General features: G+C 72.3%; 20 protein-coding genes. 5 read left to right on the top strand and 15 right to left on the bottom strand.

What is annotated here, in order from left to right:
- Window positions 1–7: 7 nt before the first annotated feature.
- The 6 genes from K4G59_RS15775 to K4G59_RS15755 form a co-directional block, all read right to left on the bottom strand.
- Window positions 8–751: a sirohydrochlorin chelatase gene (locus K4G59_RS15775; RefSeq protein ID WP_207085151.1), complete on the bottom strand. Its 744-nt coding sequence runs from the start codon at window positions 749–751 to the stop codon at window positions 8–10.
- Window positions 752–857: 106 nt separating this feature from the next.
- Window positions 858–1,601, bottom strand: a complete 744-nt coding sequence (locus K4G59_RS15770; protein WP_231252013.1) for a phosphoadenylyl-sulfate reductase — start codon at window positions 1,599–1,601, stop codon at window positions 858–860.
- Window positions 1,598–1,753: a hypothetical protein gene (locus K4G59_RS15765; RefSeq protein WP_231252012.1), complete on the bottom strand. Its 156-nt coding sequence runs from the start codon at window positions 1,751–1,753 to the stop codon at window positions 1,598–1,600. The genes K4G59_RS15770 and K4G59_RS15765 overlap by 4 nt, the downstream gene beginning before the upstream one ends.
- Window positions 1,753–3,465, bottom strand: coding sequence for a nitrite/sulfite reductase (locus K4G59_RS15760; protein WP_231252011.1), 1,713 nt, complete (start codon window positions 3,463–3,465; stop codon window positions 1,753–1,755). The genes K4G59_RS15765 and K4G59_RS15760 overlap by 1 nt, the downstream gene beginning before the upstream one ends.
- A gap of 74 nt (window positions 3,466–3,539) precedes the next feature.
- Window positions 3,540–3,629, bottom strand: coding sequence for a putative leader peptide (locus K4G59_RS20685; RefSeq protein WP_372461825.1), 90 nt, complete (start codon window positions 3,627–3,629; stop codon window positions 3,540–3,542).
- Between the two features lie 132 nt (window positions 3,630–3,761).
- Entirely contained in the window at window positions 3,762–5,909 is a 2,148-nt protein-coding gene (locus K4G59_RS15755) for an arylsulfotransferase family protein (protein ID WP_231252010.1), read from the bottom strand.
- Between the two features lie 102 nt (window positions 5,910–6,011).
- Here K4G59_RS15755 and K4G59_RS15750 point away from each other — a divergent pair, with 102 nt between their 5' ends.
- Window positions 6,012–7,448, top strand: a complete 1,437-nt coding sequence (locus K4G59_RS15750; RefSeq protein WP_231252009.1) for a glycine hydroxymethyltransferase — start codon at window positions 6,012–6,014, stop codon at window positions 7,446–7,448.
- Here K4G59_RS15750 and K4G59_RS15745 read toward each other — a convergent pair.
- The 3 genes from K4G59_RS15745 to glgA all read right to left on the bottom strand — a co-directional run bounded on the left by K4G59_RS15745 (window position 7,441) and on the right by glgA (window position 10,009).
- On the bottom strand, window positions 7,441–7,716 hold the full coding sequence (locus K4G59_RS15745) for a helix-turn-helix domain-containing protein (protein ID WP_231252008.1): 276 nt from the start codon (window positions 7,714–7,716) through the stop codon (window positions 7,441–7,443). The two genes, K4G59_RS15750 and K4G59_RS15745, sit on opposite strands and share 8 nt — an antisense overlap.
- 75 nt (window positions 7,717–7,791) lie before the next feature.
- Window positions 7,792–8,679: a PDDEXK family nuclease gene (locus tag K4G59_RS15740; protein ID WP_231252007.1), complete on the bottom strand. Its 888-nt coding sequence runs from the start codon at window positions 8,677–8,679 to the stop codon at window positions 7,792–7,794.
- A 142-nt stretch (window positions 8,680–8,821) separates the two neighbouring features.
- On the bottom strand, window positions 8,822–10,009 hold the full coding sequence (gene glgA, locus K4G59_RS15735) for a glycogen synthase (RefSeq protein WP_231252006.1): 1,188 nt from the start codon (window positions 10,007–10,009) through the stop codon (window positions 8,822–8,824).
- Window positions 10,010–10,076: 67 nt separating this feature from the next.
- Here glgA and glgC point away from each other — a divergent pair, with 67 nt between their 5' ends.
- A complete protein-coding gene (gene glgC, locus K4G59_RS15730; protein WP_231252048.1) occupies window positions 10,077–11,324 on the top strand; it encodes a glucose-1-phosphate adenylyltransferase in 1,248 nt (415 codons plus the stop codon).
- Here the strand turns inward: glgC and K4G59_RS15725 are convergent.
- Genes K4G59_RS15725 through K4G59_RS15715 form a run of 3 tightly spaced genes read right to left on the bottom strand, consistent with a single transcriptional unit; the run spans window position 11,321 to window position 13,277 of the window.
- Window positions 11,321–12,535, bottom strand: a complete 1,215-nt coding sequence (locus K4G59_RS15725; RefSeq protein WP_231252005.1) for an RNA polymerase sigma factor — start codon at window positions 12,533–12,535, stop codon at window positions 11,321–11,323. The two genes, glgC and K4G59_RS15725, sit on opposite strands and share 4 nt — an antisense overlap.
- Window positions 12,536–12,561: 26 nt before the next feature.
- A complete protein-coding gene (locus tag K4G59_RS15720) occupies window positions 12,562–12,918 on the bottom strand; it encodes a YciI family protein (RefSeq protein WP_231252004.1) in 357 nt (118 codons plus the stop codon).
- Complete coding sequence (locus tag K4G59_RS15715; RefSeq protein WP_231252003.1) at window positions 12,915–13,277, bottom strand: YciI family protein; 363 nt, start codon at window positions 13,275–13,277, stop codon at window positions 12,915–12,917. The genes K4G59_RS15720 and K4G59_RS15715 overlap by 4 nt, the downstream gene beginning before the upstream one ends.
- Window positions 13,278–13,405: 128 nt before the next feature.
- Between K4G59_RS15715 and pgm the strand changes: the two genes are divergently transcribed.
- Complete coding sequence (pgm, locus tag K4G59_RS15710; RefSeq protein ID WP_231252002.1) at window positions 13,406–15,049, top strand: phosphoglucomutase (alpha-D-glucose-1,6-bisphosphate-dependent); 1,644 nt, start codon at window positions 13,406–13,408, stop codon at window positions 15,047–15,049.
- Here the strand turns inward: pgm and K4G59_RS15705 are convergent.
- From K4G59_RS15705 to K4G59_RS15695, 3 genes are all read right to left on the bottom strand, one after another.
- Entirely contained in the window at window positions 15,030–15,371 is a 342-nt protein-coding gene (locus tag K4G59_RS15705) for a hypothetical protein (protein ID WP_231252001.1), read from the bottom strand. The two genes, pgm and K4G59_RS15705, sit on opposite strands and share 20 nt — an antisense overlap.
- 123 nt (window positions 15,372–15,494) lie before the next feature.
- Window positions 15,495–15,794, bottom strand: a complete 300-nt coding sequence (locus K4G59_RS15700) for a hypothetical protein (protein WP_231252000.1) — start codon at window positions 15,792–15,794, stop codon at window positions 15,495–15,497.
- An 83-nt stretch (window positions 15,795–15,877) separates the two neighbouring features.
- Entirely contained in the window at window positions 15,878–17,551 is a 1,674-nt protein-coding gene (locus tag K4G59_RS15695) for an acyl-CoA dehydrogenase family protein (RefSeq protein ID WP_231251999.1), read from the bottom strand.
- A 104-nt stretch (window positions 17,552–17,655) separates the two neighbouring features.
- Between K4G59_RS15695 and K4G59_RS15690 the strand changes: the two genes are divergently transcribed.
- Both K4G59_RS15690 and K4G59_RS15685 read left to right on the top strand, forming a co-directional pair.
- Window positions 17,656–18,621: a YihY/virulence factor BrkB family protein gene (locus tag K4G59_RS15690; RefSeq protein ID WP_231251998.1), complete on the top strand. Its 966-nt coding sequence runs from the start codon at window positions 17,656–17,658 to the stop codon at window positions 18,619–18,621.
- Between the two features lie 2 nt (window positions 18,622–18,623).
- Window positions 18,624–19,712, top strand: a complete 1,089-nt coding sequence (locus K4G59_RS15685) for a potassium channel family protein (RefSeq protein WP_231251997.1) — start codon at window positions 18,624–18,626, stop codon at window positions 19,710–19,712.
- Window position 19,713 lies beyond the last annotated feature (1 nt).

Below are 19,713 nucleotides of genomic sequence, written 5' to 3'. Positions count from 1 at the left end.
CGGGGGATCAGACGGGGACGAGCTCGACGGCACCCACGGCGTAGCGGGCCAGGATCGCCCGCGCCACCGCCGGGTGCGCACCGAGCGGGTCGGAGACCACGACGGCCCCGGCCTCGAACGCGAGCTCGGTGGCCCGGTCGGGCAGTCGGCCCGGGGCGAGGAAGAAGGACGCGACCGCGATGTGTCGCTTGCCCTCTGCACGGAAGGCCCGGACGGCCTCACCGGTCGCCGGCGGGGCGGCCGAGGCGAAGGCAGCCGTGACCGGCAGCTTGTGACGCGCACCCCAGGTGCGGGCGATGCGGGCCACCGACTGGTTGGCGAGCGGGTCCGAGGAGCCGGCGGCCGCGAGGACGAGCGCGTCGAGCTCGCGCACCCGGGCGGCCTTCAGTGCGTCACGCAGGCGGACGTCGAGCACCTCGAGGAAGGCCGACTCCATGCCAAGGATCCGGCTGGCCTGGATCTTGAGGCCCTCGTGGCGCGCCATCGCGGCGGCGATGACCTCGGGGACGTCGACCTTGGCGTGGTAGGCCTCGGTGAGCAGGAGGGGGACGACGACGATCTCGTCGAAGCCGGCCTTGACCAGCCGGTCGACGACCGTGTCGAACGACGGCTTGGCGAGGTCGAGGAAGGCCGTCTCGACGCGGAGGTCGGGACGCAGTGCCTTGACCTCGGCGACGAGCGCCTTGATCGTCGCGGCGGAGCGCGGGTCCCGGCTTCCGTGGGCCAGGGCAACCAGAGCAGGAGCAGCCATCAGGGGTGCCTCCGATCGTGTGTGGTGGTGCGGTGGAGCAACAGGGTGTGGTGCAGCGGTGCGACGGCGTTGTCGCACCGGTGGGGGAGAGCGTCGTGGGGTGGTCTCATGCGTGGATCCCGCACTCGGTCTTCGTGGTGCCGGCCCATCGCCCGCTGCGCGGGTCGTCGCCCGGCGCGACCCGGCGGGTGCAGGGCCAGCAGCCGATGCTGGGGTAGCCGTCGTGCACGAGCGGGTTGACCAGCACGCCGTTGGCGGCGATGTAGGTCTCGACCTGCTCGTCGCTCCAGCGCGCCAGGGGCGACACCTTGACCTTGCCCTTGCGCGCGTCCCAGCCCACGACCGGGGCGATGACGCGGTTGTGGGTCTCGGCGCGTCGCAGGCCGGTGGCCCAGGCGTCGTACTCGGCGAGCGTGTCGGCGAGCGGCTTCACCTTGCGCAGCGCGCAGCACAGGTCGGGGTCGGTCTTGTAGAGGTCCTTGCCGTACTGCGCGTCCTGCTCGGCGACGCTCAGCGACGTGCTGACGGTGCGCAGGTTCACCGGCAGGGTCGCCTCGACGGCGTCGCGGGTGCCGATGGTCTCGACGAAGTGGTAGCCGGTGTCGAGGAAGACGACGTCGATGCCGGGCGCGACCTTGGAGGCCAGGTGGGCCAGCACGGCGTCGCCCATCGAGGAGGTGATCGCGAACCGGTCGCCGAAGGTGGCGACGGCCCACTCGATGATCACCTCGGCCGGGGCCAGCTCGAGCTCGGCGCCGACGTGGGAGACGAGCTCGCGCAGCTCCTCCGGCGTACGCCCCTCGGTGTGGGTGCCCTTGAAGTCGCGGGCGGCGCGGGTGGACAGGCTCACACCGCACCTCCACCCGGCCGGATCATCCCGGTCATCTTGACGGTGAAGGCGCGCAGGCACGAGCGGCACTCCCAGGCACCTGCCCCCTCCTGGGGGAACAGGTTCTCGTCCCCGCAGTAGGGGCAGTGGAAGGGCTGCGCGCGCTCGCTCATCAGACGGTCACCGGCTCCCCGCGCAGCAGGGTGTCGTCGGCACGCGCGACCCATGCGGCGAACCGCTCGCCGTCGGTGCGGTCGGAGAGGTACGCCGACACGACGGCCGTGACGTAGTCGTCGAGGCCGGCGCTGGTGACCTTGTGGGCGCGCAGCTTGCGGCCCATCGCCGGGTTGAGCCCGAGGGCGCCGCCGAGGTGGACCTGGAAGCCCTCGACCTGCTGGCCGTCGGCGTCCATCACGAGCTGGCCCTTGAGGCCGATGTCGGCGACCTGGGTGCGCGCGCAGGCGTTAGGGCAGCCGTTGACGTTGACCGAGATCTGGGTGTCGAGGTCGGGGAAGCGCTTCTCCAGCTCGGTCACCAGGCGGCGCGCACGCTCCTTGGTGTCGACGATGGCGAGCTTGCAGAACTCGATGCCGGTGCAGGCCATGGTCGAGCGGCGCCAGTTGCTCGGCCGCGCGGTGAGTCCGATCTTCTCGAGGTCGTCGGCGAAGGCTTCGGTGTCCTCGGCGGCGACGCCGATCACCACGAGCTTCTGGTAGGCCGTGAGCCGCGCCCCGGCAGCGCCGTACTGCTCCACCAGGTCGCCCAACGCGGTCAGTGTGGAGCCGTCGATGCGCCCCACGACCGGTGCGGCGCCGACGTAGAAGCGCCCGTCCTTCTGCTCGTGGATGCCGATGTGGTCACCCTGGGCGACGGGCGCCTCGGGGGACGGGTTGTCGATGAGCGCGCGGTGGAGGTACTCGTTCTCGAGCACCTCGCGGAACTTGTCCTTGCCCCAGTCGGCGAGCAGGAACTTCAGGCGCGCCTTGGAGCGCAGGCGGCGGTAGCCGTAGTCGCGGAAGATCCCGGCGACGCCCTCCCAGGCGTCGGCGACCTCGTCGAGGGGGATCCACACGCCGAGCTTGTGCGCGAGCATCGGGTTGGTCGACAGCCCGCCGCCGACCCACAGGTCGAAGCCGGGGCCGTGCTCGGGGTGGACGGTGCCGACGAAGGACACGTCGTTGACCTCGGGGGCCACGTCGTGGCTGGGGTGGCCGGTCAGCGCGGTCTTGAACTTGCGCGGCAGGTTGGAGAACTCCGGGTTGCCCAGCACCCGGCGCTTGATCTCGTCGAGCGCTGCGGTGCCGTCGATGATCTCGTCCTTGGCGATGCCGGCGACCGGCGAGCCGAGGAAGGGGCGCGGGCTGTCGCCGCACGCCTCGAGAGTGGTGAGGCCGACGGACTCGAGGCGCTCCCAGATCGCGGGGACGCTCTCGATCTCGATCCAGTGGTACTGGATGTTGTTGCGGTCGGTGATGTCCGCGGTGTTGCGGCCGTACGCCGTCGACACCTCGCCGAGCGCCCGCAGGGCGGCGGCGTCGAGGACCTGGCCGTCGGTGCGCACGCGCATCATGAAGAAGCGGTCGTCGAGCTCCTCCTCCTCGAGCTGCGCGGTCTTGCCACCGTCGAAGCCGGGCGCGCGCTGGGTGTAGAGCCCCATCCAGCGGAAGCGACCGCGCAGGTCGGCCGGGTCGATGGAGTCGAAGCCGCGGCGCGAGTAGGTGAAGAGGATCCGGTCACGGACGTTGAGCGGGTCGTCGTCCTTCTTGGACTGCTCGTTCGTGTTGAGCGGCTCGGTGTAGCCGAGCGCCCACTGACCCTCGGCGCGCTTGGGGCGCGGGATCTCGGTGCTCTGGGCGGCCTGGGGCTTGAACCGGAGGTCGGGCATGGTCAGGAAGGTCCTGTTCGCTGAGGGGGTGCCGCGCGCGACGGTGAGCGCGGAGGGGGTGAAGATCGGCGGCGTCAGCGATGCCAACAGGTCGCGCTGCCCACGCGCATGAGGTCGACGTGACGTCGGACCACGAGGTGCGTGTGGGTGGAAGCGGAGACCATGTCAAGAAGTCTCAGGGAGTGGACACCCATTCCACAAGACGAAATCTCGTTCCCTGAGACGACGCTCCAAATAGTGAGACGGGCGCAGGCCGTCTCGGGGGCGGCGGGAGCAGGAGTGCGTCCCAGGTCACATCAGCGCGCGCGAACCCGGAGGACCACGCGGACCCGGTCGCGACCCGCCGCTGACGCCGCGGTGACGCGCAGCGCGCTCCGACCGGGACGTGCCGTGGGGCGCGCCGCCACGCGCACCGCCAGCCGGAGGGACTCGCCCGGCGCCAGCGCCGGGGTGCGCCACCCGTCACGGTCCAGCGCCCGCGTGCGGACGGTGCCTCGGTGGACGTACGACGCCTCGAGCGCCCCTCGCGCCAGCGAGGCCGGCGCCCGGAGCACGAAGCGGCCCCGGCTGTCTCCGGTGTTGGTGAGGCGGACGGTCGCCGAGGCGGTCCACCCGGGACGCACGGACAGGCGCAGGTCCTGGGCCTCGGGCAGCAGCGCGCCGACGCCGACCCAGCGGGTGCGCGGGACCCGGATCGAGAGATCCGCGCGCGCGGGCGCCGGGGGAGCAGTGACCGGCGGGTCGGCCGCAGCCGCCGGGGCGGCGAGGACGGTGTACGTCCTCGAGCGGGTCGTCGTACGCCCGGAGCCGTCGCTGGCGGTCACCGACCACCTGCGGGAGCCGGGAGCGCTGGTGTCGAGGCGGCGTCCGGCCGGACCGTCGCAGGCCTGGAGCGTGGAGCCGCCGCGATCGGTGCAGGAGAACGCGACCGGGACATCGGACCCCTGGGGCACGACGACGCCGTCCGCCGGCCCGTCCAGCACGACCTCCGGGTCGAAACCGTCGCGCGCGGGCACGAGGGCGGCCCGGTAGGTGATGTAGGGGCTCGGGGTGCTGCCGTTGACGGGCTCTCGGGTGTCGCGCAGCCGCCAGACGGTCGCGCCCTGTGCATCGGTCTCGGAGGCGATCGACTCCGTGGCGGAGGACCAGCCGATGAGCACGTTGCCTGCGGGCATCCGGGCCGCCGACCCCATGAACCACGCGAACCGTGTGGTCTCGCCGTAGGTCCGCACCGGCGTGGCCGTGCCGGTGGAGAGCGCGAGCTCGAGCTCGACGACGCGGGACGTCGGCCGCTCGACCGAGCCGCGCTGCGGGTCCTGCTGGTCGACGCAGAGCGGTTGTCCGAAGAACGTCGAGGAGCCGTTGTCGAAGAGCAGCACGTTGCCGTTGGGCAGGATGCTCGCGGAGTGCTGGGCGCACGGGCCGACGTCGGCGGTCCCGTCGGGCAGCGTGGGGAAGGCGAAGTCGCTGTCGCGCCCACCGAGCTTCCACACGACCTCGTCGTCGGCCCCGGGCCGGATCAGGAAGACCGAGCTGAGGTTGCGGAAGGAGGCCAGCACGTCGCCGTTCGGCTGCACGTCGATGGAGTTGATGTGCGAGTAGTCGGGGTTGCCCGGTACGGCCGTCTCGTCGGCGTACGGCGCGCTCGTCCACTGCCAGCGCAGCGTGCCGTCAGGCGCGAGGTGCTGGATGACCGAGTCGATCAGCCCGGTGGAGGCGTCGGGCTCGTAGGCGAGCAGCCACCGCGAACCGTCCGGGAGCAGGAGCGAGTCGTGGTCGTCGGTGTCGACGAGGCCCGACGTCTCGTGGCGACGCACCTCTTGGAAGCGGTCGTCGAGCTCGACGAGCGCACGGCCGGTGCGGCCCGGGGTGGTGGTGTCCCGGTGGACGGTGAAGCGCCCGTTGGCCGCGAGCTTGAGGTCGATCGAACGCTCGGAGTGCGCTCGCACGTGGACCGGTACGCCGTGGCGGTCGACGACGGCCTCGAATCGCGGGGCCGCACTCCCGACGAAGCTGTCGAGGGTGAGGGCGAGGTGGCCAGGCTCCACCGGGCCCCCTGTGGCGTCAGCCTCGAGGGTGGGGAAGGCCGGCGGCAGCACGTGGAGCGCGTGGGTGCGCCGCCCCGACGCGGTCCCGACGAAGACCGAGATCTCCTCACCCGGGACGACGTCGGTGAAGGTCGCGGCGCCGTTGGCGTCGGGGACGCCGTCGAACCACACCTGCGTGGCGCCGGTGACCTCGACGCGAACGGACCCGTCGCGCGACGCGTGAACGGCGTACCTGCTCGTCGTGGGGCTGTAGTCGGGATACATCCGCGCGCCGTCGGAGACGGTCAGCGACGGGGCGTCTGCCGCCTGGGCCGGAGCGGGCGTGCCGGGCACGAGGTGCAGGGCGGCGGTCGCCAGGACCGTCGCACAGAGCAAGGCCCCGAGATGAGTGCGCATGATGACCCCTTCGTCCCCCGGAGGGTATGTCGTCGCAGGGGCGCGTGTTCACGCAAACGCTCCCCTGTTCGCGACCGACCCCGGCCGCTCTAGGCTGGGGTCATGACGGACTCCCTGATCAGCAGTGCGTACTCCCAGGCCCTCGAGGTCATCGCGGCGGTCGAGCCGCGGATCGCCGAGGCCACCCGCCAGGAGCTGGCCGACCAGCGCAGCTCGCTGAAGCTGATCGCCTCGGAGAACTACGCCTCGCCGGCGGTGCTGATGACCATGGGCACCTGGTTCAGCGACAAGTACGCCGAGGGCACCGTCGGCCACCGCTTCTACGCCGGCTGCCAGAACGTCGACACAGTCGAGACCCTCGCCGCCGAGCACGCCCGCGAGCTGTTCGGCGCGCCCTACGCCTACGTCCAGCCGCACTCCGGCATCGACGCGAACCTGGTGGCGTTCTGGTCGATCCTGGCCAACAAGGTCGAGAGCCCCTACCTGGCCAGGATGCAGGCCAAGAACGTCAACGAGCTGTCGGAGGCGGACTGGGAGACCCTGCGCCACGAGTTCGGCAACCAGCGCCTGCTCGGCATGTCGCTCGACGCCGGCGGCCACCTCACCCACGGCTTCCGCCCCAACATCAGCGGCAAGATGTTCCACCAGCAGCAGTACGGCACCGACCCGGAGACGGGGCTGCTCGACTACGGCGCCGTCGCGGCCAAGGCGCGCGAGTTCAAGCCGCTGGTGCTCGTCGCCGGCTACTCCGCCTATCCCCGCCGGGTGAACTTCGCGAAGATGCGCGAGATCGCCGACGAGGTCGGCGCCGTGCTCATGGTTGACATGGCCCACTTCGCCGGACTGGTGGCCGGCAAGGTCTTCACCGGCGAGGAGGACCCGGTTCCCTACGCCCACCTCACCACCACCACGACCCACAAGTCGTTGCGCGGACCCCGCGGCGGCATGGTGCTGGCGCAGGAGGAGTTCGCCGCCGACGTCGACCGCGGCTGCCCGATGGTCCTCGGCGGTCCGCTCTCGCACGTGATGGCCGCCAAGGCCGTGGCCTTCGCCGAGGCCCGCCAGCCGTCCTTCCAGACCTACGCGCAGAAGGTCGCCGACAACGCCAAGTCGCTGGCCGAGGGCTTCCTGACCCGTGGCGCGAACCTCGTCACGGGCGGCACCGACAACCACCTCGTGCTGCTCGACGTGTCGTCCTTCGGCCTCACCGGCCGCCAGGCCGAGTCGGCGCTCCTCGACGCCGGCGTCGTCACCAACCGCAACTCGGTCCCGGCCGACCCCAACGGCGCGTGGTACACCTCCGGCGTCCGTCTCGGCACCCCCGCCCTCACCACCCGCGGCTTCGGCCACGAGGAGTTCGACACCGTCGCCGAGCTGATCGTCGACGTGCTCAGCAACACCGAGGCCGGCACGACCAAGGCCGGCGGTCCCAGCAAGGCGTCGTACGTCCTGGGCGACGGAGTCGCGGACCGCGTCACGAAGCAGTCGGCCGAGATGCTCGACAAGCACCCGCTCTACCCCGGGCTCGTCCTCAGCTGATCGCCGCTCCGGCCCAGACGTGGCCGACCTCCGGGCGCCCGGCGCCGCCGTAGCGCGGCGACCGGGTGACCCGGCCCTCGTCGGCGAGGTGCTCGAGGTAGCGACGGGCGGTCACGCGTGAGACGCCGACGGCCGTCGCGGCCTCGGTGGCGGAGAGGCCGTTAGGTCGCTGGCGCAGCGCCTCGACCACCGCGCGCAGGGAGTCCAACGGTGCCCGTCGGCCGCTGACCGTCGCTGGCGCGCCCCGGACCGTTGCGGTCCGGGGCACGCCGTCGTCGTACGGCTCGGTCGCAGACGCGCAGACGCGCAGACACGCGGGCGATGGTCGTCCTGCCCGTACGCCTCACGCAGCGACAGGGAGGCTGCGGTCGACCAATGCCCGCGCGCGAGCGGCAACGGTGCGCGCGAGCACCGCGTGCACCCAGTCCGGACGGAGCATGACGTCCTCCCAGGTGAACCGGAGCACCATCCAGCCGGATGCGGTGAGCAGCGTGTAGCGGCGCACGTCCTTGCGGAACCCCGCGCGGTCGCCGTGCCACTCGTACGACTCGCACTCCACGACCACCTCGAGCGCACGGTCGACCAGGTCGGGGCGCGCCCACACGAACGCATCGCAGATCGTGACCTGCGGCTCGACGTGGAGTCCGGGTACGCCGTGGCAGATCGCGCGGGTGACCGACTCGAACGGGTTCGCCGACTCGGCGCGTGCCTCGCGCGCCACCCGTGCGGCCTGGCGCTGCCCGCGACCCCGGACGAGCGCTGCAGCGCGGGCGAGGGTGGCGTGCTCACCGTGGCGCAGCGCGGAGTCCGCGATCGCGAGCGCCTCGTCGTACGGGAGGAGCCGCAGGCACTGCTCCAGGGTCAGCTCGCGGCTCGTGGCCCCGCCCGAGACGTCGTCCGGTCCGAGGTCGCGTCTGTGCAGCACGACCTCGCGGCGAAGGTGCTCGGGCACGTTGCGCTTCCGCGGGACGAGCACGTGCGGTGTGTCCGGAGCTGTCTTGACCGCCCAACCGTGGTGGAGGGCGGCGCTCGTCAGGCACAGGACGCCGTTCATCGCGTGCGCCGTGCGTGCGGCCGCGTCGACGTCGGGCAGGACGTAGCGGCCCTGGCCGGCACGCACCACCGACCCGTCGGCGAGGGCCCGGTCCACCTCGGCCCGGGAGGTCGCGCGGACGAGTGCGGCGCGCGTGGACATGCCGCCGTGCCGTTCCATCACCTCGCCCACGTCCATCCACCGATCATGGCGAGAACTGCCGGTGCGCGGTGTCGTCTCTCCACAGGCCGGGGACACGCCGACATAGGACGACGCCCGGCCGTCGTGCGAGCGCGACCGCAGGACTGACCGCTGATCAATGCCTGCGTGTCTGCGGCGGTCAGGTCAGCGAGCGGTAGAGCTCCAGCGTCCGGCCGGCGATGGCGTCCCAGCTGAAGGACTCCTGCGCGCGTCGACGACCGGCCTCGCCGTGGGCGCGTGCCCGGTCGGGGTCCGACACGGCGTCGGTCAGCGCGGCTGCGAGGTCGGCGACGTAGCGCTCGGGGTCCAGCGGCGTGCCGGTGCCGTCGGTGGCCTGCTCGATCGGCACCAGCCAGCCGGTCTCGCCGTGGACGACGACCTCGGGGATGCCGCCGGTGGCGGTCGCGACGACGGCGGTCTCGCAGGCCATCGCCTCGAGGTTCACGATGCCGAGCGGCTCGTAGATCGACGGGCAGGCGAAGACGGTCGCGGCACTCAGCAGCGCGACGACGTCGGGGCGCGGCAGCATCTCCGCGATCCAGACCACGCCGGAGCGGGTGGAGGCGAGGTCCTCGACGAGGCCGCGCACCTCGGCCTCGATCTCCGGGGTGTCCGGCGCACCGGCGCACAGGACGAGCTGCACCTCGGGCGGCAGCGCGGCGGCCGCGCGCAGGAAGAGCGGCAGGCCCTTCTGCCGGGTGATCCGGCCGACGAAGATCACGCTGGGCCGGTCGGGGTCGACGCCGAGCTCGCGCACGCGGTCGGGATTCGCGACCGGCGACCACTCGGTGGTGTCGATGCCGTTGTGCACCACGTGCACCCGCGCGGGGTCGACCAGCGGATAGCTGCGCAGCACGTCGTCACGCATGGCAGCGCTCACCGCGACGATGCCGGCGGCACCTTCGTACGCCGTGCGCTCCGCCCAGCTCGACAGGGCGTAGCCGCCGCCGAGCTGCTCGGCCTTCCACGGCCGCATCGGCTCCAGCGAGTGGGCGCTGACGACGTGGGGGATGCCGTGCATCAGGCCGGCGAGGTGCCCGGCCATGTTCGCGTACCACGTGTGGGAGTGGACCAGGTCGGCGCCGGCACAGTCGTCGACCATCGCGAGGTCGACGCCCAGTGTGCGGATGGCGGCGTTGGCGTCGGCGAGCGACGACGGCTCGGCGTACGCAGTCGTGCCGGGCTCCGAGCGCGGCGCCCCGAAGCAGCGCACCCGGGCGTCGACGTCGGGCTGGACACGCAACGCCCGGACGAGCTCCGCGACGTGCACCCCGGCACCTCCGTAGACCTCCGGGGGGTACTCCTTGCTGAGGACGTCGATGCGCATGAACCGAACCTAGTGCCCGCGGGTGGTCGACCGCGCCCCCGCTGGGGGATAGTTTCATCGCATGGCCATCACGCCCTCGCGCAAGAAGGTCCTCGCAGTCGTCCTCGCCGGCGGCGAGGGGAAGAGACTGATGCCCCTGACGGCCGACCGCGCCAAACCGGCGGTGCCGTTCGGGGGGATCTACCGCCTCATCGACTTCGCGCTGTCCAACGTCGTCAACTCCGGCTACCTCAAGGTCGTCGTGCTGACGCAGTACAAGTCGCACAGCCTCGACCGCCACGTCACCACGACCTGGCGGATGTCGAACCTGCTCGGCAACTACGTCACCCCGGTGCCGGCCCAGCAGCGCGTCGGCAAGCGGTGGTACCTCGGCAGCGCGGACGCGATCTTCCAGTCGCTGAACCTGCTCACCGACGAGCGGCCGGACATCGTCGTGGTCGTCGGCGCCGACCACGTCTACCGCATGGACTTCTCGCAGATGGTGGCCGACCACGTCGAGTCGGGTGCCGGCTGCACGGTCGCGGCGATCCGCCAGCCGATCAGCCTGGCCGACCAGTTCGGCGTCATCGACGTGGACCCCGCGAACCCGCAGAAGATCCGCGCCTTCCTCGAGAAGCCCACCGACCCCGTGGGCCTGCCCGACTCGCCCGACGAGGTGCTCGCGAGCATGGGCAACTACGTCTTCACCGCCGACGCCCTGGTCGACGCCGTCACGCGCGATGCCGACCGCGGCGAGTCCAAGCACGACATGGGCGGCGACATCGTGCCGTGGTTCGTCGACAAGGCGGAGTCCGCGGTCTACGACTACAAGGACAACGAGGTCCCGGGCTCGACCGACCGTGACCGCGGCTACTGGCGCGACGTCGGGACGATGCGGTCCTACTACGACGCCCACAAGGACCTGGTCTCGCCGCTGCCGGTCTTCAACCTCTACAACAACGCGTGGCCGATCTACACCAGCTACGGACCGCACCCTCCGGCGAAGCTCGTCGAGGGCGCCAGCGGTGCGGGTGTGTCGACCTTCAACTCGATCCTCTCGCCCGGCGTCGTCGTCAGTGGCGGCTCGGTCAACCAGTCGGTGCTCTCGCCGGCGGTGTGGGTCAAGGACGGCGCAGAGGTCTCGGACTCCGTGCTGATGGACGGGGTGCAGGTCGGTGAGGGTGCCGTCGTGCGCAACGCGATCATCGACAAGGGCGTGGTCGTCCCGCCAGGTGCGCGGATCGGCGTCGACCACGAGGAGGACCGCGCCCGCGGGTTCGTCGTGGACGAGGGACTCACGGTGCTCGCCAAGCAGCAGAAGGTGCCGCAGGACTAGCCGTCGAGCTCGTCGCGGCGGCTGAGCAGGAAGGCGCGCTCGACGTCGTTGCGGCATGCCGCGATCGCCTGGTCGTACGCCGCGCGCGCGGCGTCGGCGTCGCCCGCACGCGCGAGCAGCTGGGCGCGCACCGACGCCGGGCGGTGGCTGTCGGGGATTTCCACGCCCTCGAGCGCGTCGAGCCCCGCGGCCGGGCCGAGGTGCTCGGCCACGGCGACGGCCCGCGCGAGACGGGCCGACGGTGCCGGCGACACCTGCAGCAGCAGGTCGTAGAGGCCGATGATCCGGTCCCAGCGCGTGTCTGCGGCGCTCGCGGCGGTGGCGTGCTCGGCCGCGATCCGGCCCTGCAGGGCGTACGCCGCCGCGAGGGGTGTCACCGGGCCGGCCAGGCGGGGTGCGGCGAGGAGCCGCACCGCCTCGGCGACCTCGTCGTGGTGCCAGCGGGTGCGGTCCTGGTCGGCGAGCAGCACGAGCCGGCCGTCGCTGACGCGCGCGTCGCGGCGCGAGTGCTGCAGGAGCATCAGCGCCAGCAGCGCGACCAGGCTGGGCTCGTCGGGCCGCAGGGAGAGCACGACCCGCACCAGCCGGATCGCCTCTCCGGAGAGCTCGGCGCGGAGCAGGTCCGGTCCGGTCCCGGGGGAGTAGCCGGCGGTGAAGGCGAGGTAGGCGGTCTGCGCGACCGTGTCCAGGCGGTCGGGGAGTGCCGAGGCGTCGGGGACGGCGAAGGGGATGCCGGCCCCGACGATGCGCTTCTTGGCGCGGGTGATCCGGGCCGCCATCGTGGGCTCCGGCACGAGGAAGAGCCGCGCGATGTCGGCGGTGGGCACGCCGAGGACCAGTCGCAGGCTGAGCGCGGTGGCGGACTCGGGGGCGAGGGCCGGGTGGGCGCACATCAGCACCAGCCGCAGGACGTCGTCCTCCAGGAGACTGCCGCCGTCGGCCATGGTGCGCGCTCCTTCCTGGTGGCGTTCGGCGTCGGTGAGCAGCAGCGGCTGCTTGCGCGCGGCGACCGCCTCGGTGCGCAGCCGGTCGACGACCCGACGCTTCGCCGCGGTCATCAGCCAGCCGGCCGGGTTCGTGGGCACGCCGTCGGTCGGCCAGGTGCGGCTGGCCGCCTCGACGGCGTCCCCGAGGGCGTCCTCCACCAGGTCGAGGCGACGGAACTGCGCGAGGAGCAGGGCGACCAGGCGGCCCCACTCCTCGCGCACCACCTGCTCGAGCGCCGGGTCCGACGGGCTCAGGGCGTCACGTCCACGGTGGGATGGATCTGGATGTCGTAGGGCGGGAGCAGGCGCAGCAGGTCGACCACGACGTCGAGGTCGGGTGCCTCGAGGAGGTAGAAGCCGCCCATCGCCTCGATGACCTCCGCGTAGGGGCCGTCGGTCAGCTGCACCTGTCCACTCGTGGTCCGCATGACGGTCGCGTCCTGCGGGCCGCTGAGCGCCTCGCCCGCCAGCAGCTCGACACCGTCGCGGGCCGCGCAGGCGGCGTCGAACGCGCCGAACTTCGCCATTGCTGCCTCCTGCTCCGACTCCGACTGCTCGGGCCAGGGCTTCTCCGCCCCGTCGCCGATCAGCAGCACGAGGTACTTCATGACGGCCTCGTCTCGGGCACGACCGTCGGGACCACCTGCACGGCGTCGCCCAGCGCGGCGATGATCCTGCAGCACTCGAGCAGGTCGTCGAGGTCGTCGGTCTCGATGTGGAAGTAGCCGCCGACCTGCTCCGCGGTCTCCGCGAACGGCCCGTCGGTGACGGTCGCGCCGCCGGGCTGGACGGTGCGGATCGTGGCGCTGGGCTGCAGCTCGGCCCCGCCGACGATGCGGTGGCCGCGCTCGCCGAGCTGCTGGGCGAAGCGCCCGTACTCGGCGTAGCCGTCCCTGCGTTCCTGCTCGGTCATGGTGGTCCACCAGCGATCGGCGTCACCGACGATCAACACGACGTACTCGGTCATCTCGGTCTCCTGACTCCCACGGGCCCGCCGGGTGCGGTCCCACCACTGTGACGGACCGACCCGCCCGGAATCGACAACCGCCGTGCGCCTTTCTCGACGGGAGTTGCCGGACCCACCAAGATGGGGCCATGGCCACCCATGAACGCGCCGGACAGCTCGCTCGCACCGAGGACCTGGTCGACGTCTCCCACCTCGTCACGGCGTACTTCGACCTCGAGCCCGACCCCGACGACGTGACCCAGCAGGTCGCCTTCGGCACGAGCGGGCACCGCGGGACGTCGCTGGACACGTCCTTCAACGAGGTCCACATCGCGGCGACGACCCAGGCGATCTGCGACTACCGCGAGGAGCAGGGCTACGACGGCCCGCTCTTCATCGGCCGCGACACCCATGCGCTGTCCGAGCCGGCGTGGGCGACCGCGCTGGAGGTGCTCGTCGCCAACGACGTCACCGTGCTGGTCGACGACCGGGACGGCTTCACCCCGACCCCGGCGGTGAGCCACGCGATCATCCGCGCCAACCAGGGGCGTACGACGGGGGCGGGCCTGGCCGACGGCATCGTGGTCACCCCCTCGCACAACCCGCCGCAGGACGGTGGCTTCAAGTACAACCCGCCCCACGGCGGCCCGGCCGACTCCGACGCCACGAGCGTGATCGCGGCGCGGGCCAACGAGCTGATCCGCGGCAACATCGAGGGCGTGCGGCGGGTGGCGTTCGCGAAGGCGCGGGCGGCGGTCGGCTCCTACGACTTCCTCGGCACCTACGTCGACGACCTGCCGAACGTGCTCGACCTCGACGTGGTCCGCGACGCCGGCGTGCGGATCGGCGCCGACCCGCTGGGCGGGGCGAGCGTGGCCTACTGGGGCGAGATCGCCGAGCGCCACCGCCTCGACCTGTCGGTCGTCAACCCGCTGGTCGACCCGACGTGGCGCTTCATGACGCTCGACTGGGACGGCAAGATCCGGATGGACTGCTCCTCGCCGCACGCGATGGCGTCGCTGGTGCAGCGCAAGGACGAGTACGCCATCGCCACCGGCAACGACGCCGACGCCGACCGCCACGGCATCGTGACCCCCGACGCGGGCCTGATGAACCCCAACCACTTCCTCGCCGTCGCCATCGGCTACCTCTTCGGCGGCGCCCGGCCGGGCTGGCCGGACACCGCGCGCATCGGCAAGACGCTGGTCTCGAGCTCGATGATCGACCGGGTCGCGGAGTCGATCGGCAAGCCGCTCGTGGAGGTGCCGGTGGGCTTCAAGTGGTTCGTGCCGGGCCTGATGGACGGCTCGTTCGGCTTCGGTGGCGAGGAGTCCGCCGGCGCGTCCTTCCTGCGCCGCGACGGATCGACCTGGACCACCGACAAGGACGGGCTGCTGCTCGCGCTGCTGGCCAGCGAGATCCTGGGGGCCACCGGGCGAACCCCGAGCGAGCACTACGCCGACCTGGTGGCGCGCCACGGCGACCCGGCCTACGCCCGCATCGACGCCCCGGCGAGCCGCGAGGAGAAGGCCAAGCTGGGCGCGCTCTCGCCCGACGACGTGTCCGCCACGACGCTGGCGGGGGAGTCGATCACGGGCAAGCTCACCGAGGCGCCCGGCAACGGCGCGACGATCGGCGGCCTCAAGGTGACCACCGGGTCCGCGTGGTTCGCCGCACGCCCCAGCGGCACCGAGGACGTCTACAAGATCTACGCCGAGTCGTTCCGCGGCCCCGAGCACCTCGCGCAGGTGCAGGCGGAGGCGCGGGAGGTCGTCAGTACGGCGCTGGGCTGAGGGGGGTGTGCTCGCCCCGCGACTGCGGGGGCACGGTGACCGGGCCGGCCTCGATCGGCCCGCTCGCGCCGCCGCCGTGGGCGCGCGCGGTGTCGGGCTCCTCCATCTGCACGCGCGAGAACGTCACCGCCACCACGGAGTCGAGGCGCACGAGCGACTGGTGGCCGTCGCCGTCGTCGAGGACCGCGCCGAGGCCGTCGCACCCGAGCACCCGACCGTCGAGCCAGGTGCCCTGGACGAGCACCCGCACCGCCGCTCCCGTGTCCTCGGCGCGGCGCAGCAGCGTCCCCACGCTGAGCATCGTGCTGCTGATCTTCGTCATGCGCATCGCCTCCCACGGCCGTCGATGTGCCGACGGTAGGGCCGCGGCGGGGGCGGCGCGGCGCGAATGCGGCAGCGTGCGAGAGCCCTTCGGTGAACCTTGATGCGACGTGCGGGGTTGGGCTCAACCGCCGACGGGACCGGCCTCGATCGGGTCGCGCCGCCGTCGTCCGTGGGCGCGCGCGTCCTCGTCCCGGTCGTCGTCGATGTCGGCGCGGGAGAAGGCCACGGCCACGATGGAGTCCAGGCGCACCAGCACCTGCTGGGCGTTGCCGTCGTCGAGGATCACGCCGAGGCTGTCCGCGCCGACGATGCGGCCGTCGAGCCACGTGCCCTGCACCAGCACGCGCACGGGCGCGCCGGAGTCCTGGGCGTGCCGGAGCAGGGTGCCGACGGTGAAGAGCGTGCTGGACTGGCTGGACACGAGTTTCCCCCCTTGGTGAACGGGGCAACGGTAGTGCGCGCCGGCCGTCCCCGCGGGCGATCGTCACAAAGACCGTGACGCGCTCAGGTGCGCGGGGTCGCCCGCTCGACCACGGCGCGCAGCGACCCGCTGGTCAGCACGCCGAACGTGCCGCCGTACGACGTGCCGAAGCGGCTGCCGCAGAAGGCGTCGGCGACCTCCGGCGGGGAGAAGCGCACCAGCAGCGAGCCCTGCAGGCACGCCGCCATCTGCCCGGCCAGGCGCCGGGCCCCTGCCTCGAGACCGGCGGTGTCCCCGAGCATCGCCAGGGTGTCGTCGACCGCCCGGTCGAGCCGGCTGTCACCGCCCCGGGCGGCACCGACCTCGGCGATCCACGCGTGCAGCACCTCGGGCTCGCGGCCGAGGGCGCGCAGGACGTCGAGCGCGTTGACGTTGCCCGAGCCCTCCCAGATGGAGTTGAGCGGCGACTCGCGGAAGAGGAGCGGCAGCCCGGACTCCTCGACGTAGCCGTTGCCGCCGAGGCACTCCATCGCCTCGGCCACCATCGCCGGGGTGCGCTTGCAGACCCAGAACTTCGCCAGCGGCAGGGCGATGCGGCGCAGCGCGACCTCGTGGGCGTCGCCGGGCCGGTCGACCGCCGAGGCGAGTCGCATCGCCAGTGCGGTGGCGGCCTCGGACTCCACGGCCAGGTCGGCCACCACGTTCTGCATGAGGGGCTTGTCGACCAGCAGCCCACCGAACGCGGAGCGGTGGCCGACGTGCCACGACGCCTCGGCGAGCGCGCGCCGCATCAGCGAGGCCGAGCCCAGCACGCAGTCGAGGCGGGTCGCGGCGACCATCTCGATGATGGTGCGCACGCCGCGCCCCTCCTCGCCGAGGCGCTGGGCGAGCGTGCCGTCGAGCTCGAGCTCGCTGGAGGCGTTGGACCGGTTGCCCAGCTTGTCCTTGAGGCGCACCACGTCGATCCGGTTGCGGCTGCCGTCGGGCAGCACGCGCGGCACGACGAAGCAGGTCAGCCCGCCCGGCGCCTGCGCCAGGACGAGGAAGACGTCGTTCATGGGCGCGGAGGTGAACCACTTGTGCCCGCGCAGGGCGTACCAGCCGTCGTCGGCGGTCGGAAGGGCCTGCGTGCGGTTGGCCCGCACGTCGGAGCCGCCCTGCTTCTCGGTCATCCCCATCCCGGCGAGCGCACCGGCCTTGTCCGAGGGCGCCCGCACGCCCGGGTCGTAGGCGCGTGCGGCGAGCAGCGGCGTCCACTCCTTCGCGATCGCGTCGTCGGCCCGCAGCGCCGGCACGGCGGCGTACGTCATCGAGATCGGGCAGCCGTGCCCGGGCTCGGTCTGCGACCAGGCGAAGAAGCCCGCCGCCCTGCGCAGGTGCGCGTGCACGTCGCCGGCCTCCTGCCGCTCCCACGGCGCGGCCTGGAGGCCGTGGCCCACGGCCCGCTCCATCAGCCAGTGCCACGAGGGATGGAAGGCCACCTCGTCGATGCGTGTGCCGAAGCGGTCGTACGGCACCAGCTCCGGGTGGTGGCGGTTGGCGAGCATCCCGTGCTCACGCGCCTCCTCGGACCCCGCCTCCGCACCCAGGGCGGCGAGGTCGTCGACGACGGCCGCCGACCCCAGGCGGGTGACGGCCTCGGTGAGCGCGAGGTCGGAGGTGACGACGTGGTGCCCGACGAGCGGCGGCACCTGGTTGGTCGCAGCCCGGAGGTCGAGGAGGTCGTCGTGGTGGTCGGTCTCGACGAGGTCGGTCATGGGTGCCACCGTAGGCGCTGCGGGCGTGACGCCGCCCACGGCCGCGGGACAACCCGCCGCCCGGATTCGGCGGTCGGCCCCCTCCACTCGCTAGCGTGACGTCCATGGCCGAGGCGCGCGAGGACAGCCCCGCCCCGCGCCGCGCCGAGGTGCTCGTGCGGCGGTGGCGCGTCCAGCTGTGGCGCATCGTCGTGACGACGGTCGGCTCGTGCCTGCGGCACCGGGTGACCGGTCTGGCCGCCGAGGCGGCGTTCTTCGCGGTGCTGTCGGTGCCGCCGCTGATCTTCGCCCTCGCCGGCGCCGTGGGCTTCGTCAGCGAGCAGTTCTCCGCCACCCAGATCGATGACGTGCGCAACGCGGTGCTGGAGGTCTCGCGGCAGGCGCTGACGGAGAAGGCGGTCAACACGATCATCCGTCCGACGATCGACACGGTCCTCGACGGCGGGCGCTACGACGTGATCTCGATCGGCTTCATCCTCGCGCTGTGGTCGGGCTCGCGCGCGCTCAACGTCTTCGTCGACACCATCACGATCATGCACGGCCTCGGGGGGCACCGCGGGATCGTCGCGACCCGTGCGCTGTCCTTCGTGCTCTACGTCCTGGCGATGGTCACCGGGGCGCTCAGCCTCCCGCTCGTGGTCGCCGGCCCCTCGCTGGTCGACCGGGTGCTGCCGCAGCGGCTCGACTTCCTCAACAGCCTCTACTGGCCCGTGGTGCTCGTGGTCTGCATCTGCTTCCTCGCCACGCTCTACCACGTGTCGGTGCCGGTGCGGACCAACTGGAGCTTCAACCTCCCCGGCGCCGCCTTCGCGCTGTTCTGCTGGATCGCGGGGTCGTACGTCCTGCGCTGGACGTTGACGGTCACCGCGGCCGAGTCGCGCTCGATCTACGGGCCCCTCGCCGCCCCCATCGCGGTGCTGCTCTGGCTCTACCTCCTCGCCCTGGCGGTGCTCATCGGTGCGGCGGTCAACGCCGCCTTCGACACCGTCTTCCCCCAGAAGAACACGATGCGCGCGCGACTCGAGCTGGTCCAGCGCCTGCGCGGGCGCATGGGCGTGCGAGACTCCTGACCGTGTCGACGTCGAGCCACCAGCCCAGCGTCGGCCGGGTGTCGCTGCCCGAGCAGATCAGGTCGCCGTGGTGGGAGCTGGGACGTCGCGTCCTGATCGCCCTGTCGATCCTGGTGGGCACCGTGCTGCTCGTCTACCTCGACCGCGAGGGCTACCGGGACGGCAACGACCCGAAGAACGAGATCAGCCTGCTCGACGCGTTCTACTACACGACCGTCACGCTCAGCACGACCGGTTACGGCGACATCGCCCCGGTGTCGCCACAGGCGCGCCTGGTCAACGCACTGGTCATCACCCCGGCCCGCATCGCGTTCCTGGTCCTGCTGATCGGCACCACCCTGGAGGTCCTCGCCTCCCAGGGACGCGAGATGCTCCGGGTCTCCCGGTGGAGGAAGAAGATGGACCAGCACGTCGTCGTCGTCGGCTACGGCACCAAGGGCCGCAGCGCGATCGAGACCCTCCTCAACAACGGCTACGACCGCGACGCGATCGTCGTGGTGGACCCCAGCCCGGTGGCGGTCGCCGACGGCAACCGCGACCGGCTCGTGGTCATCTCCGGTGACGCCACCCGTCGCGGGGTGCTGCGCCAGGCCGGCGCCGAGAGGGCCACCCACGTCATCATCACCACCGACCGCGACGACTCCAACGTGCTCGTCACCCTCACGGTGCGCCAGCTCAACCCTGACGCGTGGATCGTGGCAGCGGTTCGCGAGCACGAGAACGTCCCGCTGATGCGCCAGTCGGGCGCCAACTCCGTCATCACCTCCTCCGACGCGGTCGGCCGCCTCCTCGGGCTCTCCTCCATGTCGCCGGAGCTGGGCTCGGTGATGGAGGACCTGATGACCTACGGCGAGGGCCTCGAGGTCGCCGAGCGGGACCTGCTCGTCAACGAGGTGGGCAAGCAGCCGCAGTCGCTGCCCGACCAGGTGATCGCCGTGGTCCGCGACGAGAAGGTCTACCGCTACTTCGACCCCGTGGTGTCGTTGCTCGCGCGCGGCGACCGGCTGATCGTCGTGCGTCCGGCCAAGGAGCTGCCGTGGGCGCCCCGTCCCGGCACGCACGGCGAGACGCTGGCCGACGAGGACGACTAGG

Origin of the sequence: Nocardioides furvisabuli, from assembly GCF_021083185.1 — a bacterium.
GTDB lineage: Bacteria > Actinomycetota > Actinomycetes > Propionibacteriales > Nocardioidaceae > Nocardioides > Nocardioides furvisabuli.
This window is presented reverse-complemented; position numbering and strand designations above follow the sequence as displayed.